This window comes from Polyangium sp. y55x31 (genome assembly GCF_029946505.1).
Taxonomy (GTDB): domain Bacteria; phylum Myxococcota_A; class Polyangia; order Polyangiales; family Polyangiaceae; genus Polyangium.
Genome location: NZ_JARZHG010000032.1, coordinates 63,951 through 78,830, shown reverse-complemented (window position 1 = coordinate 78,830; position 14,880 = coordinate 63,951). Strand labels below are relative to the sequence as shown.

General features: G+C 70.1%; 11 protein-coding genes. 7 read left to right on the top strand and 4 right to left on the bottom strand.

Features of this window, described 5'->3' with window-relative positions; translation table 11 throughout:
- The first annotated feature begins 40 nt into the window (after positions 1-40).
- From QHF84_RS37695 to QHF84_RS37685, 3 genes are all read left to right on the top strand, one after another.
- Positions 41-2,755 (top strand): MYXO-CTERM sorting domain-containing protein, encoded by a 2,715-nt coding sequence (locus tag QHF84_RS37695; protein WP_281318378.1) that lies wholly within the window; start codon positions 41-43, stop codon positions 2,753-2,755.
- 81 nt (positions 2,756-2,836) lie between these two features.
- Positions 2,837-3,460: a LemA family protein gene (locus QHF84_RS37690; RefSeq protein ID WP_281318377.1), complete on the top strand. Its 624-nt coding sequence runs from the start codon at positions 2,837-2,839 to the stop codon at positions 3,458-3,460.
- 9 nt (positions 3,461-3,469) lie between these two features.
- On the top strand, positions 3,470-4,210 hold the full coding sequence (locus QHF84_RS37685) for a TPM domain-containing protein (protein ID WP_281318376.1): 741 nt from the start codon (positions 3,470-3,472) through the stop codon (positions 4,208-4,210).
- A 16-nt stretch (positions 4,211-4,226) separates the two neighbouring features.
- Here QHF84_RS37685 and QHF84_RS37680 read toward each other — a convergent pair whose 3' ends face one another.
- Entirely contained in the window at positions 4,227-5,075 is an 849-nt protein-coding gene (locus QHF84_RS37680; RefSeq protein WP_281318375.1) for a metallophosphoesterase, read from the bottom strand.
- Positions 5,076-5,181: 106 nt separating this feature from the next.
- Here QHF84_RS37680 and QHF84_RS37675 point away from each other — a divergent pair, with 106 nt between their 5' ends.
- Positions 5,182-5,961 (top strand): hypothetical protein, encoded by a 780-nt coding sequence (locus QHF84_RS37675; RefSeq protein WP_281318374.1) that lies wholly within the window; start codon positions 5,182-5,184, stop codon positions 5,959-5,961.
- 3 nt (positions 5,962-5,964) lie between these two features.
- On the opposite strand, the gene QHF84_RS37670 is transcribed toward QHF84_RS37675, so the two are convergent.
- The 3 genes from QHF84_RS37670 to QHF84_RS37660 are packed head-to-tail and all read right to left on the bottom strand — an operon-like array spanning position 5,965 to position 9,524.
- A complete protein-coding gene (locus QHF84_RS37670; RefSeq protein WP_281318373.1) occupies positions 5,965-6,858 on the bottom strand; it encodes a hypothetical protein in 894 nt (297 codons plus the stop codon).
- A 49-nt stretch (positions 6,859-6,907) separates the two neighbouring features.
- Positions 6,908-8,452 (bottom strand): benzoate-CoA ligase family protein, encoded by a 1,545-nt coding sequence (locus QHF84_RS37665; RefSeq protein ID WP_281318372.1) that lies wholly within the window; start codon positions 8,450-8,452, stop codon positions 6,908-6,910.
- 52 nt (positions 8,453-8,504) lie between these two features.
- Complete coding sequence (locus QHF84_RS37660; RefSeq protein ID WP_281318371.1) at positions 8,505-9,524, bottom strand: MBL fold metallo-hydrolase; 1,020 nt, start codon at positions 9,522-9,524, stop codon at positions 8,505-8,507.
- 289 nt (positions 9,525-9,813) lie between these two features.
- On the opposite strand from QHF84_RS37660, the gene QHF84_RS37655 reads away from it, so the two are divergent.
- The 3 genes from QHF84_RS37655 (at position 9,814) to QHF84_RS37645 (ending at position 14,871) form a co-directional block, all read left to right on the top strand.
- Positions 9,814-10,251, top strand: a complete 438-nt coding sequence (locus QHF84_RS37655; protein WP_281318370.1) for a hypothetical protein — start codon at positions 9,814-9,816, stop codon at positions 10,249-10,251.
- Positions 10,252-10,324: 73 nt separating this feature from the next.
- Positions 10,325-11,494 carry a hypothetical protein gene (locus tag QHF84_RS37650; RefSeq protein WP_281318437.1) on the top strand — a complete coding sequence of 390 codons (1,170 nt, stop codon included), beginning with the start codon at positions 10,325-10,327 and terminating at the stop codon, positions 11,492-11,494.
- Positions 11,491-14,871, top strand: a complete 3,381-nt coding sequence (locus tag QHF84_RS37645) for a hypothetical protein (protein ID WP_281318369.1) — start codon at positions 11,491-11,493, stop codon at positions 14,869-14,871. The genes QHF84_RS37650 and QHF84_RS37645 overlap by 4 nt, the downstream gene beginning before the upstream one ends.
- Positions 14,872-14,880 lie beyond the last annotated feature (9 nt).

The following is a 14,880-nucleotide window of genomic DNA, read 5'->3' as shown; positions in this document are numbered from 1 at the left end:
GGCGGCGTCGTGCGAGAATGGCCGGCATCGGAGCTTGGCCATGACGAAACGCGCTCGCCCCCGGATCAAGACGCCTGCCCTCCTCGCCTTCGCGCTCGCCGCCGCGCCCGCCCTCGCGTGGGCGTGGGAGCCCATGATCGTGCAATACGATCCGCTGATCCGCATGCCGGGGACGCAGCCGCGCGCGGAGAACGCGATCGAGCCGCCCTCGCAGTGCCTCGGCTGTCACGCGGGGTATGCGCCGGCGATCGAGCCGGGGTTCGGGTGGAAAGGGTCGATGATGGGGCAAGCCGCGCGCGACCCGTTCTTCTGGGCCGCGCTCACGGTGGCCGCGCAGGACTCGATATGGGCGGTCGGGAACCCGAATGGGTCGGACATCTGCCTGCGTTGTCACATGCCGAAGGGGTGGCTCGAGCTACGGAGCGATCCGACGAACGGCCAGGCGATGGGCGACGCCGATTTCGACGGCGTGCAATGCGATTTCTGCCATCGCATGGTGGATCCGTTCTTCGAGGACACGTTCCAGGGGACCCGGGAGGGGAATGACTGGGCGGGGTACTGGGACGAGACGAACATGAGCGGGACGATGTCCTCGGTCGCAGCGGAGAAGACGCGCGAGGCGGACATCCTGCAGTCGCAGTCGCACACGCTCTTCAATGGCAGCCCGATGTACGGCGCGGATCACAGGCCCGTGAACGCGACCTACCACGAGAACGGGGCGGGGCAGTATTACGTGAGCGACAAGGCGGAGCGGCGTGGGTCGTTCGCGGACGCGCAGGCGTTCCACCCGATGCAGTACAGCCGCTACCACAAGAGCAAGTATTATTGCGGGACCTGCCACGACGTGTCGAACCCGGTCATGGCGAACATGGCGGCGAAAGGGACGATGCCGAACGACGGGACGACGGTGCTGCCCACGGAGACGAAATCGCCGTCGGAGTATTTCCACGTCGAGCGCACGTGGTCGGAGTTCATGCTGAGCGATTACGGCTTGCCCGGCGGCGCGCCGGGCGTGGGGCCGTATGCGCCGGGCGCGTTCGAGACGGGGCAGCCGGGCAATGCGATCGCGTCGTGCCAGGATTGCCACATGCCGGACGGCGTGGGCGCGGGGGCGTCGATCATCGGGTCCGTCATCCGGCCGACGGACAGCATGGAGCACCCTTCGAGCGGGCAGCCCTTGCACGATCTCACGGGCGGCAATGCATTCGTGCCGTGGCTGCTCGCGAGCACGGTGCCGTCGTCGCCGAACTACGACGCGATGAACGCGGCGCTGCTCGGGCAAGGCGCGGCGGCGCTGACGCTCTCGCTCGACGAGGGGACGAAGCTCGACGCGGCGGCGCTGCTCGCAGGGTCGAACCGCGCGAAATGGACGCTCGGCCGCGCGGCGACGATTCTTTCGCTCTCGTACGATCCGCTGAGCGGCGCGACGTCGTTCCGGGTGCGGAACAACACGGGGCACAAGCTGATCACGGGGTATCCCGAGGGCCGACGCATGTTCCTCAACGTGCGGGTGTTCGACGGGGACCAACTGCTCCACGAGGTGAACCCGTACGACCAGGCCGTGGGTACGCTGCGCGGGCTCGATCCCGCGCACGCGCCGTCGAGCCCGCCGCTCGGGGCGAACGAGACGCACGACGAGGCGCTCGTCTACGAGGCGAAGATGGCGAGCTCGTTCACCGGGCAAACGAAATCGTTCCACTTCATCCTCGGGACGGAGCGCTCGAAGGACAACCGCATCCCGCCGAAGGGATTCCGGATCGCCGAGGCGGGACAGCGCATGGCCGAGCCTGTCTGGGACGGGTCGGTCTCGCCAAACCTGTTCTCGGCGGAGGAGTACACGGGGGGCTACGACGACGTGAGCTTGACGCTGCCGGCCGGCGGGAGCCGCGTGGAGGTGCGGCTCTATTATCAGACGACGAGCCGCGAATACGTGGAGTTCTTGCGGGACGAGATCCTCGGGACCGGGGCGACGACGCTCACGAGCCCGACGCCCTCGGGCGAGGAGAAGGCGTACATCGTGCAGACGGACCCGTTCTTCGCGCAGCTCCGCGCCTGGGGCGATACGATCTGGCAGCTCTGGGAGCACAACAAGGACGTGCCGGGCGCCGCGCCGATCGAGATGACGCGGGCCGAGGTCGTGGTGGAGGACGTCTGTCAGGACGCCGGCGCGAGCGACGGAATGCCCTGCGCCGACGGCGACGCGTGCACGACGGGCGAGACGTGCACGGGCGGCGCGTGCGCGGGCGGAATGGCCACGAGCTGCGACGATGGGAACCTCTGCACGGACGATACGTGTGATGCGCAGCTCGGATGCACGCACACGGCGAACGCGGCCGCATGCGAGGACGGGGATGCCTGCACGCTCAACGACGTCTGCGCATTCGGGGTTTGCGCGGGCAAACCGAAGGTCTGCGTGGACGGCGATCCGTGCACGGTCGATTCGTGTGATTCGCAGGCAGGCTGCCAGTACGTGCCGATTCCCGATTGCGGGAGCGGCGGCGCGGGCGGCAGCGGCGGCGCAGGCGGCAGCGGCGGGAGCGGCGGCGCAGGCGGCAGCGGCGGCGCAGGCGGAAACGGCGGCGCCGGCGGCAATGGCGGCGCAGGGGGCAGCGGCGGCGCCGTTCCCTCGAATCCGCCGGACGAGGAGGGCTGCGGATGCCGGGCCGCCGGGCGCGAGGCGGGCGCGGCGGGCGGGCTCGGCGTGGTCGCCGCAATGGCGCTGACGGCGCTCCGGCGGCGCAGGCGGAGGGGCTGACCGGGTCTTTCGAGGAGGGTGCCCAGCACGGTCCGTGCATCCCCCCGCGCGGCGCGGCATTCGCCGTGCACGGGGGTATCGATGAAGCAGGCGCTCTTCGTCCTCGCAGGCGTGCTGATCCTGTTGCTCGTCGTCGCGGGCGCAGGCATCGGCACGTACAATCGGCTCGTCACGCTCGATCAAGCCGTCGAGCAGCAATGGGCGCAGGTCGAGAACGTCTACCAGCGGCGCCTCGATCTGGTGCCGAACCTCGTCGAGACCGTCCGCGGCGCGGCGAATTTCGAGCGGGATACCTTCATCCAGGTCGCCGAGGCGAGGAGCCGCGCCCAAGCGGTGACGGGCGGCAGGGCGCAACCTGCGGCCAGCGCCGCCAAGGCGTCGGAGGATCCCGCCGCGATGGCGCAATTCCAGGCCGCACAGGATCAGCTCTCGTCGGCGCTGGGCCGCCTGTTCGTGGTCGTCGAGCGATATCCGGAGCTCTCGGCGACGCAGAACTTCCGTGATCTCCAGGCGCAGCTCGAAGGAACGGAGAACCGGATCGCGGTCGAGCGAATGCGCTACAACGAGGCAGCGCGGGAGTTCAATACCGCGCGGAGTCGTTTCCCGACGAGCCTCGTCGCCGACATGTTCGGGGATCGCTTCGCCGTGAAGACGTATTTCCGCGCCACGGGCGGCGCCGAGCGACCGCCCGCCGTGCAATTTTGATCGGCGAACATGATTCGCGCCCTCACCTTCCTCGTCCTCGCCGCGTGGCTCGCGTTCGTCGGGCTCGCACGTGGCCAGGCCGCGCCCATTCCCCCGGCGCCCACCCGCCACGTCACGGATACCGTGGGGTTTTTGTCGCCCGAGACGCGTGATCGGCTCGACGATCGCCTGGCGCAATACGAGCGGCAGACGGGCCACCAGGTCGTGGTGTGGATCGGGGATACGATCGGAGACGCGGCGCTCGACGATTGGGCGGTGCGGACGTTCGCGGCGTGGGGGGTCGGGCAGAAGGGGCTCGACGACGGGCTCGTGATGTTCGTCCTGGCAAAAGATCGGAAGATCGACATCGAAGTGGGGTATGGGCTGGAAGATCGGGTGCCGGACGCGATCGCCTCGCGGGTCATCCGGGAGGTGATGGCCCCGCGGCTTCAGGCAGGTGATCCGAACGGTGCCGTCGACGCGGGCGTGTCCGCATTGCTGCAGGCCATCGAGGGGCGCGCATTCGTGCCCGCGCCCGGCCCCGGGCACACGACGCAGCCGGAGGCGAGGCGGGGGCACGAGCTCGTCTGGCTCGGTATCGCGGCCGCGGTGTTTTTGGTGCTGTTCGCGGTGAATCCGTCGCTCGCGCTCACCATTTTGTGGTTCATCATGCGCGGAGGGCGCGGGGGCGGCGGCGGCGGAGGGGACGGCGGAGGTTTTTCCGGCGGCGGAGGTCGCTCGGGGGGCGGCGGGGCGCGGGGAGGTTGGTGAAAGAGTCCGTGGAGAATCAGCCGATGTCGAAGATTCCAATGTCGGGGGGCGCGAAGGCACGGAAAGGGATCTCGACGCCGCCGACGCCGCGGGAGACGAAGAGGGTGGTGCCTTCGACCTCATGGACGCCATGCGGGAATCGGCGCGCGAGGCGGCCGCCCGGGACGATGAGGGGAATGCCGCCGGGGAGCGCGACCTGGCCGCCGTGGGTATGGCCGCAGAGGTAAAGCAAAACGCCGCGGCCGCGGGTATGACGGAAGCCGCCGGGCGCGTGGCAAACGGCGATGACGAGCGAGGCGCCCTCGGCCGCGGCAAAGGCGCGATCGCCATCCGGAACGCCGGTCCAGGGGTCGTCGAGGCCCACGATGGCGAGGTCGTCGAGGCGCGCGGCGGCATTGACGAGGACGGTCGCGCCGGCGCGGGCGAGGGCGTCTTCGAGGAGGGAATGGTGCGTCCAGAGGTCGTGATTGCCGAGGACGGCGACCTTGAGGCGCGCGGGGACGTCGCGGACGCGGGCTTCGAGTTCGCGGGCGCGCGCCGGCGTGGCGTCGAGGAAGACGTAATCGCCGCCGAGGACGAGGACGTCGGGCCGAGCGGCGGAGAGGAGGCGAAAGGCCTCGTCGAGGGTGCGTGACGAGGTGGTGGGGCCGAGATGGAGGTCGGAGGCGAATGCGATCCGCAAGGGGGAAGAGCGAGGCGCGGGGAGCGGAATGCGGCGGTGGACGACACGCACGGAGGAGGCGACGGGCAAGCGGCCCCAGGCGCGCGCGGGCCAATCGTCGCGGAAGAGGACGCGGAGCGCCGATTCCACGACTCCACGCGCGGCAGAGTAATGGAGGCCGCGGCCGGCGGGAGCGAAGTGCATGCGTGGAGGAGACCACGCGCCGCGGGAAGCCCGGGGGAGAGACGGTGGCGCTTCGGTGGAGTTTTGAGGGATTGACGCCGATTGTATTGCATGCCCTTCATGGGTCATGGAACGACGATTTTCTTGGGCAGCAGGGCTCGTGATTGCGATGGCCGCGTGCCTCGCGGCATGCGGAGACGGAGGCGGGAGCGGCAGCGGCGGCGCAGGCGGAAGCGGGGGCGCGGGCGGCGACGGAAACGGCGGCGCGGGCGGGAGCGGCGGCGCGGGCGGAGGCGGAGGCGGAGGGCCGGGGCCCGCGTGCACGATGGACCAGGACAAGTTCGTGCTCGGCTCGTGGCCGTGGCTCGGGTTCGAGGATCCGACGCCGGATCTGACGAGCGGCGCGCAGGCGACGGTGGCGGCGGTGGATGCGCTCGGAATGGAGCTCGCATTCGATGCGGGAGGAATGCCCGCGCGGTTCGCCTGGGAGGGCGCGAACCTCGGGGAGGTGTTCGCCGTGGGGGACGTGGTGACGGCGAAGCAGGACAACCAATCGTATCTCGTGAGCGGCGCGAAGGGGCAAGCCGTGGCGATGCGGTACGCGAATGCCATGGTCCCCGCGATGTTGCCGGCGGTCCCGGGCGGCGGACCGGAGCTGTCGATCGTGGTCGAATGCGTGAATCAGCAGAAGAAAGATTGTCCGGAGACGGAGTACCGGACGCTGTATTCGGTGAACGCCGTCTCGGGGAATGAAGAGGCGCTGATCCCGAGCGGCGGGACGACGCAGGTGGGGGACTGGAAGATCCACCACGTGAAGACGACGTTCGTCGAGTTCTACACGGGGATGGAGTGCACGCCGGAGAAGTTCTTCGACGGGATGGTGCAGGCGCTCGAAGTGAAGCCCTGAGCGTCAGGGAAGGTCGATCGCGAATCGCACGGCGGCCGGGTCGTCGCCGTGCCGGCCCTCGCGGACGCCGGCGTGGAGGCGGACGGCCTCGATTTCGTCCTGAAAACCACCATGGCAGCCGCGCGTGTTGTCGGGAATGGCGCGCGGCTGCCAGGCGATCGCGTCCGCGGGCGCGCCGGCGTAGCCCTCGTGCCAGGCGTCGGCGACGAATTCGAGGCCGGCCTCGAGCAGGTCGATCCCGAAGGCATTGGGGCGCGGCGAGGGCTCGCGGGCGGGATCGAGGGCGAGGGAAATGGATTGCGGGGGATCGCGGAGCCAGGTCCGGGCGCCTCCCTCACGCGCGACCCATTCCCATTCGGCCTCGGAGAGCAGACGGAAGCCGAGCACGCCGCGCAGCTCGGCCGCGAGGCGCGGCGCGAAGGGGACGGGCGCATCCGAAGGGGCGTATCCCTCGTCCTCGCCGGGGTACATGTCCGCGAGCCGCGCGTGGGCGAGGTGATCGGTGACGGGCGCGAGCGCGCAAAGGAAGGGCAGGACGCGGACGCGGCGCGGCGGCTGGGTCGACCAGCGGACGAAATCGCGCGCCTCGTCGGCGCGGCCGAGGGGGGCGTACAGGGCGGCGATCTCTTCTATCTCGGTCTCGGACAAACCCATCCCGAACGTGCCGCCGGGAATGGCGACGAATCGCATGTTCGTGGGCCGGTGCAGGACCGTGGGCAAGCCGGCGGCGCCCACGAGCGTCTCGCCGGGCACAAATGCCGAGCCGAGGCCCTCGGCAATCGTCGCGGCGAGCGCGAGGCGCGCACCGGGCTCGAGCGTGTCGAGCGCCTGGCGCGAGGCGAGCGGCGCGAAGCGTGGATTGAGCGGGCGGCCGTATGCGGAGGAGACGAGCGTCATCGGGGCGGGGGTGCTGTAACACACCCCTGATGCGAAGGAAACGACGCGTTCAGGCGCGGCGGAGCTTGCCGCGATCGATCTTGCCGAGGTGGGTGCGGGGCAAGGTTTCGACGAGGAAGACCTCACGCGGGGCCTTGTACGGTTCGAGTTTTTCCCTGACGAACGATTTGAGCTCTTCCTCCAGCCCCGGCCGTTTTTCCCGCGGGAGGACGTACGCGTGTGGCTTCGTCAGCCCATTCTCGTCGGCGACGCCGACGACGGCGCACTCCGCGACGGCCGGGTGGCGGAGCAGGCAATTCTCCACCTCGGCGGGCGCGAGCCATTTGCCGCCGACCTTGAGCATGTCGTCGCCGCGGCCGCAGTACGTGAAATATCCGTCGGCGTCCCTGCGGAGCATGTCGCCGGAGACGTACCATTCGCCGCGGAAGGACCGCATGGTCTTTTCCATCTCGTGCCAGTAGCCGATCGCGCGGGATCGGCCGCGCACCCAGAGCCAGCCGACCTCGCCGGCGGGCAATTCGCGGCCGTCGTCGTCCGCGACCTTGACCTCGAAGCCGGGGACGACCTTGCCGAGCGTGCCCGGACGAACGTCGCCGGGGCGGTTCGTCAGGAAAATATGCCACATCTCGGCGGTGCCGAGGCCGTCGCAGAGCTCGACGCCGAAGGCCTTTTTCCAGCGGTCGTAGAGCTCGATCGGCAGGGCCTCGCCGGCGGAGGTGGAGACGCGCAGGCAGGAGAGATCCTGCGCGGCCGCGTCGGGGTGCGAGACCATGTGGTTGATCATGGTGGGGACGTTGATCAAGATGGTCGGGCGGTGCTTCTGGATCTGCTGGAAGAGGGCCTCGGCCGTGCAGCGATCGGGGAAAAGAATGCAGCTCCCGCCGACGGAGAACGGAAACAGGAGATTGCAGCCGGTGGCGTACCCGAAATAAAGCTTCGGGACGGAGAGGGTGCGGTCGTCCGGGCCATAACCGAGGACACGCTTGCCGAAGAGCTCGGTCGTGTTGACGAACGAGGCGTGCGTCTGGACGGCGGCCTTGGGCCGGCCGGTGGTGCCGCCGGAGAAGATCCATATCGCAGCGTCGTCGCGGTGGCTCGGGAAGAGGTCGATGGTGTCCGGCACGCCCGCGGCGAGGGCCTCGAACGAGGCATGCGGAGCCGGGTTTTCCGCGCCGACGACGAGGATGCGGCGGAGGTGGCGCGCGCCTTTCGAGGCCTCGACGAACGCTTCGAGGTGCTCGGCGTGGACGACCGCGACGGGGGCGCGGGAGTATTCGTAGAAATAGGCAATTTCGTCCGTCTTGAGGTGGCAATTCACCATGACGACGACGCCGCCGATGGCGAGCGTGCCGAAGAAGGCGCCGGCGAACTCGGGGATGTCGGGGAGAGCGACGATGATGCGCTCTTCGGGATGAACGCCGAGCCCCCGGAGGACATGGCCGAAACGAGCCGCGAGGCGATCGACGTCGGCGTACGTGAGGCGCCGATCGCCCGCGAGGATGGCGACACGATCGCCGTGGCCCTCGCGCAGGCGCGCGCGGAGGAACCAGTCGGCCATGTTGAGGTCTTCGGGGATCTCGAAGGGTCGCTCCATGCGCGGGATGGTGCGACGAGGGGGCGCGGGCAAGCAAGCGGTTTCGCTTGCGCTACCGCACCTCGCGCCACCACGCGTCGAGGCGCGCGAGCGAGCGGCGGATGTCGTCCGGGTCGAAGACGTCGCGGACCTCGCCGATACGCGGGGCGATGAGGGGAAGGTCGGAGGCGCCGTCCCGCGCGCCCTCTTCGAGGGCGACAATGGGTTCGTCCCACGTATGCAGCGCAAGATCGAACGTGCTCCAGTGGACGGGCAAGAAGGGGCCGCCGCCGAGCGCGCGGTGCGCCTCCATGGCCTGCCAGGGCCCGAGGTGGATGTCGCCCCAGGCAGGATGGAAAGCGCCGACTTCGAGGAGAATGAGGTCGAACGGGCCGAATTTCTGGCGAATGAGCGGGAGCGTGGGCTCGGGGCCGGTGTCGCCGGAGAAAAAGACGCGGTGGCGAGGGCCGCGGAAGACGTAGCTGGCCCAGAGGGTGGTATTGCGATCGAAGGGGCCGCGGCCGGAGAAGTGTTGCGCGGGCGTGGCGGCGACGGTGACGTCGGTGCCGGGAATCGCCGCCTCTTCCCACCAGTCGAGCTCGGTGATGCGATCGTGTGGCACGCCAAACCCTTCGAGGCGGGCACCGACGCCGAGCGCGGTGACGAAATGCGCCTGGGTGGTGCCCGCGAGGAGGCGGACAGCGGCGGCGTCGAGGTGATCGTAATGGTCGTGGCTGACGAGGACGGCGTCGATCGGCGGGAGCGCGGCAATGGCGACGGGCGGCTCGTGGAAGCGCTTGGGGCCGGCGAGGCGCGTGGGCGAGGCGCGATCGGCCCAGACGGGATCGGTGAGGATCCGCGCGCCGTCGATTTCGAGCAGGACGGTGGAATGGCCGAGCCAAGCGGCGCGGAGGCCGGTCCGCGGCGGGTCGCGCCAGCCGTCGAGGGGCGAGACCATGGGCAGAGGCGCGGGCGGCCGGCGGGAGACGCGGGGCGCGAGGAATTCGCGCAGGACGCCGAACTCGACGCGCGGCGAGCGCAGGACGGCCGGGTTCACGAAGCGGCCGTCGATGAAGTGGGGAGCTCGTTCCATGCGCGCCCGGCGCGCGTAGGCTCGCTCGTGGGAGAGGGCGGAGGTCGTTTCGCCCGGAAGGGAAGCTCGGGGCATAGGGATGTCAGGATCTTGCGCGAAGGTGAGGGAAAACGCCAGCAGCGAGACCCTGGTGCGTGGAGTTGCCAGTCGTCACGGTCGAAATCGTGCCTCCTTGGCGATCCGCGCCGCGCGAATCGAGGTCGGTATTGCCGCGCGCAGCGGATACGCTTAGACAAACCTCATGCGGGACGGGCTGTCGGTCATCACCGTCGAGGCGACGAAGGATCACGTGGTCGCCGTCTTCAACCGGATCCTGATCCTCGTGTTCGAACGCGAGACGACCCTCTCGGCCGTGGCGGCGTGCCGGCGGGCGCTCGATTTGCTGGAGCGCAAATACCCGGACGGGATCGCATGCCTCACGATCGTGGCGGAGAACGCGCCGCTGCCGTCGCAAGAGGCGCGCGACGCGCTGGCCGCGCTGGCCACGGGCGCCGCAGGCAAACGGCTGCGGCGTTCGGCGGTATGTTTCGAAGGGGGAGGATTCCGCGGGGCGCTCGTGCGTGGGGTGGCGACGGGCCTGCAACTGATGGCGAAGCTGCCGTTCCCCCACCGGGTGTTCCATTCCGTGGAGGTGGCCGGCGCGTGGCTCGCGCCGGAGATCGCCGCCCACCAGCTCCGGAGCGCCGTGGATTCCGCGCGCCTAAAAGTCCAGGCGCACGCGTCGTGACGAGGCGTGGACGCACGATCCTCACCCACCTTCGTCACGAAAGCGCGCTAGAGTGCGCGCCGCCGTGACCTCGATGATCCGATCCCTCCTCCCCTTCCTCGCCGTAACCCTCGCGTTTTCCGCGGCCTGCACGCCCGAGCCGCAGCCGAAGGAGCCGCTCGGCCAGATCCCGAGCGCGACCACGACGGCCAAGCCCGAGTGGATCCCCTTCGCGATCCGCGCAGGAAAACCCGTGGAGGGCGATCCTCGCGAAAAACACCTCGCCGACCTCCGGCAGCTCACGTTCGGGGGCGAGAACGCCGAGGCGTACTGGTCGCCCGACGGCAAGAAGCTGATCCTGCAGTCGACGCGCGACGGAGGGGCCTGCGATCAGGAGTACGTGCTCGACCTCGAGACGGGCGAGACGAAGCGCGTGTCGAGCGGCAAGGGCCGGACGACGTGCGGGTACTTCTTCTACCCGAAGGGCGACAAGATCCTCTACAGCACGACCGAGGCCGCAGGCGCCGCGTGCCCGCCGAAGCCCGATCGCTCGCTCGGCTACGTCTGGCCGCTCGATCCGTACGACATCTACGTCGCGAACCCCGATGGCTCGGATCTGAAGCTCCTGCTCGGCGGACCGGGCTACGACGCCGAAGCGACGATGGCGTTCGACGGCTCGCGTATCGTGTTCACGTCGAGCCGCGACAACGATCTCGAGCTCTACACGATGAAGCCGGACGGGACCGACGTCCGAAGGATCACGAACACGCCCGGCTACGACGGCGGCGCGTTCTTCTCGCCGGACTCGACGAAGCTCGTCTGGCGCGCGAGCCGGCCCGAAGGCAAGGAGCTCGAAGATTTCCGCGCGCTGCTCGCGAAGGGGCTCGTGCGGCCGACGAAGCTCGAGATCTACGTCGGCGGCCTCGAAGGGCAAAACGCGCGCGCCATCACGAAGAACGGTCGCGCCAACTTCGGGCCGTACTTCCTGCCCGACTCGCGCCGCGTGATCTTCTCGTCGAACATGGACTCGCCGCCGGAGCTGCGCGGCGCGCCGAACTTCGAGCTCTACGTCGTCGACTCGGAGGGGCCCGCGACCTCGACGGGCGCGCCCGCGAGCGAGAGGATCACGTTCTACGACGGGTTCGACGGCTTCCCGATGTTCTCGCCCGACGGCAAGTACCTCGTGTTCGCCTCGAACCGCTTCGGCACGACGCCCGGCGAGACCAACGTGTTCGTAGCCCGCTGGGTCGAAGCCGAGAAATGACCGTCCGCTCGCGCGCCTTCACGTTCCTCGGCGGAAGCCTCCTCGCCGCGGGATGCGGAGCCGGCGAGCCGACGCCCGCCGCGATCCCCAAATCCCCACCGCCCGCCGCCGAAGCGCCGCCGCCGATCGTCTCTCCCGCGCGATGGTCGTTCCACCCGCCGATGCCCTCGTCGGCCACGGCGACGCTCGCGCTCGACGACGGCGGCTGCCTGCTCGCCACCGCGGAGGGGCATCGCTTCCGCGCGGCGCAGGCCACGAAAGACGGCGCCACGACGACGTGCCGCGGGCGCGCCGCTGCCGCGCCGGACGTGGCCCCGGAGGCGATCGTGGGGATCACGTCGCAAGGAAACGCCTCGTGGCTCTTCGTGGGGCAAAGCGGGCGCATCTACGAAGCCGAAGGGCCACTCGCGCCGATCAAGCGAACGATCCCCGCGCCCGCGCGGTTCGTGCAGGTCGCGAGCGGTGGTCGCATGGTGCTCGGTACGACGGCGAGCGGAGAGCTTTTCCATCTCGACGAGGGGCCGACGTGGAAGCGCGTGGCGATCGTGGAGCGTGTGTTCGACGTCGCCGTGTCCGACGACAGCCAGGCGCTCGCGCTCGCGCTGCCCGAGGCGCTGCTCACGAGCGACGATGGGAAGACGTTTCAGCGGGCGAGCGCCGCCACGCCCATCGGCGCGCGTCGCGTCGGCCGCACCGCGGAGGGACACCTCGCCGCGCAAGGGATGACGGGGACGCTCGTGTGGGATCCACGAAAGAGCGCGACGTTCACGCGGCGTGACGCGTCCGTCGAGGTGGGGCCGGGTTCGATCGCGCTCGAGACTTCGTACGCGCCGTCGGCGAGCTCGGTGCTCGAAGGTCGCGCGGTGCTCGACGGCGATCGTTACCTCGAGGTGGTGGTCCCCGAAGATGGAGAGGACTACGCGCTGCTGACGGGCCCGCTCGAGGGCCCGCTCGTGGAGAAGCGCCTGCCCGGCACGAGCGGATGCACGAGCTTGAAGCTCGGCGCGCACGGGAAACACGTCGCGCTCGGTTGCATGAAGCGAAGCGACGACGACAGCGGCGTCGTCGAGGTGCGCGTGAGCCACGACGATGGCGCGCATTTCAGCGATCCGCTGATGCTCCTGACGAGCGAGTCCTTCACCTCGCTCGTGGTGTCGAACGACGGGAGCACGCTCGTCACGGGCGCGTGCAAGGCCCACGGAGCCGCGGCCACATCGAGCGGATGCACGGGCGCTTCTCCGCTGCTCGTGCGCCGCGAGGGCGGAAAGCTCGTGGCCACGGTCGCGGAGACGCCTTCGCTCTCGGGCGCGCCGGTCTCGCCCGCGTTCTCCGTCGACGGCCGCTCGGCGTACTTCCTCGCGCGGCGCGGCAAGGACGAGCGGCTCGCGCTCTACGTGTCGCACGACGGCGGCGAGACGTTCAGCGAGCGCACGCTCGACGTGTCGCGCGCGCGTCGCGAGGAGGGTTTTTCGTTCGAGGAGAGCGACGAGGTCCCCGCCGAGGAGGCTGACGCGGAGCTCGATCCGCGGGATCAAACCGCGCTCCGTCCGGGCGAAGATGGAACCGTGGGGCTCACGCTGCTCACGCCGCGCGGGCTCGCGTACGTCACGACGGACGACGACGGTCGTTTGCTCGGCGTGGCGCGTCCGCCCGTGGATCCGGGGCTCGTCGGCGGCGCGGGCCGGCATGCGGTCGCGTTCTCCGTCCTTCCCGAGAGGCCACTCGGCGAGCAGCCGATGGGCGCCTGGGAGTCGCTCGACGGCGGCGCGACGTGGACCGAGATCCCCGCGACGCAGAGCCTCGCGCGCGAGATCGCCGCGGGCCCGCTGACGCTCGTGTGCAGCGGCGCCGGTTGCCTCGTCGGCGACACGATGAGCCGCGTCGGCTGGAATGGGCAGGCCGAGCCCTTCATCGCTCCGCCCGCGGGCCCGCCCGAGCCGCGCCGCGTGCCTTCGCCGCGCACGCCGATCGTCTGCGAGCTCGATCCACGCGTGAACTGGACCCGCATCGAGGACGTCGATCCGATCCACGCGCTCGGGCTTCCCGGCGTGGATCAGCTCGCGCGGGGCCGCTCGTTCTGGTCCGTGCTCTCGTTCGATCCGCGCACGCACGCCGTGACCGTGACGACCGCACTCGGCCCCGAGCGCGGCGACGGCGAGGCGCGCGTGATCACGCGTCCGCTCCTCGGACCTGCGCCCCAGGGTGCGGAGGTCGCGATGGAGGTCTCGCACCAGACGGAAGGATACGCCGTCGCCCGCGTGCGCCTGCCGCCGCCGAAATCGCCGGACGGTCCGCGCGCCGCGGGCCCGATGCGCGACGTCGAGCTCGCGTGGGAGAACTTCATGGAGGGCACGACCGCCAAGGTTCGCCTGCCCGACGCGGGCGCGTTCACGCACGCCGACGTCAAGGCCGACGGCGCGCGATGGCTGCTCGACACGGCGCTCATCTCCGTCACGCCGGGCGCGCTGTTCCTCCGGCCGCACGCCCCCGAGTCACGGCAGGACCTCACGTTCCTGCTCGATGCGAAGGGCAAACAGAAGACGTTTCCCTATCCCACCTGGTCCACGTTTTTGCCGAAGGGCGTCACCGACTTCCGCATGGATGCCGTGCTCGCCGACGGCAAGCCCCTCGCCGTCGCCACGCTCTCCGACGACGACGCGGGTCCCCTCACCTTCCTCCTCGCGCACCAGGGCGAAGGCGGCGCCTGGTCCGCGAACGGCATGTCCCTCGCGCCGGGCACGTCGGCCGACGGCGAGCGCCTCGCGCGGAGCGACTGGAGCTACATCGGCAGCACGACGCTCGGCGATCTCGTCGTCTACAGCGAGCCACGCGTGGGCTTCGCCGCGGCCTCGTTCCACGCGTTCCGCGGCGACGGCACGTTCGGCCCGGCCGTCGTGGTCCCCACGCCGTTCGATCTCCCCGACGCGCCGCGCGCCTGCAAACCCGACGAACGCCGCACCACGCCCCGCTTCGCCGCGCACGCGTTCCTCGGTCGCGAGCCCATGTACCCGGGTCGACGTCACCCGGTCCTCGTCAGCGAATCCCCGGAACGTAAACCCCCGCTGACCGAGCCCATGACCCTGCTCACGGCCGGCGTCGTCCTCCACGGCACCAAAGAATCCCCGTGTGTCGCGGCGTGGGAGGCGCTCGGCCTCGGTCGCGTCCCGACGGTCGCCGTCCTCGGAGGCAACCTCGCGCAGAGCTGGATCTTCCGCCCCGCAACCCCAAAACCTCCGCCGAGCCCGACCGCCGGCAAGCCCGCGCCCCCGCAGACCCTCGCGATCGAATACCGCCCGATGTCCTGCCGTTTCGATCCGGGAGCCAAGGCGCCCGAAGGCATCGACAGCCAGCCCGGCACCTACGTCTGGGCCCCCTGAACCGGTGCT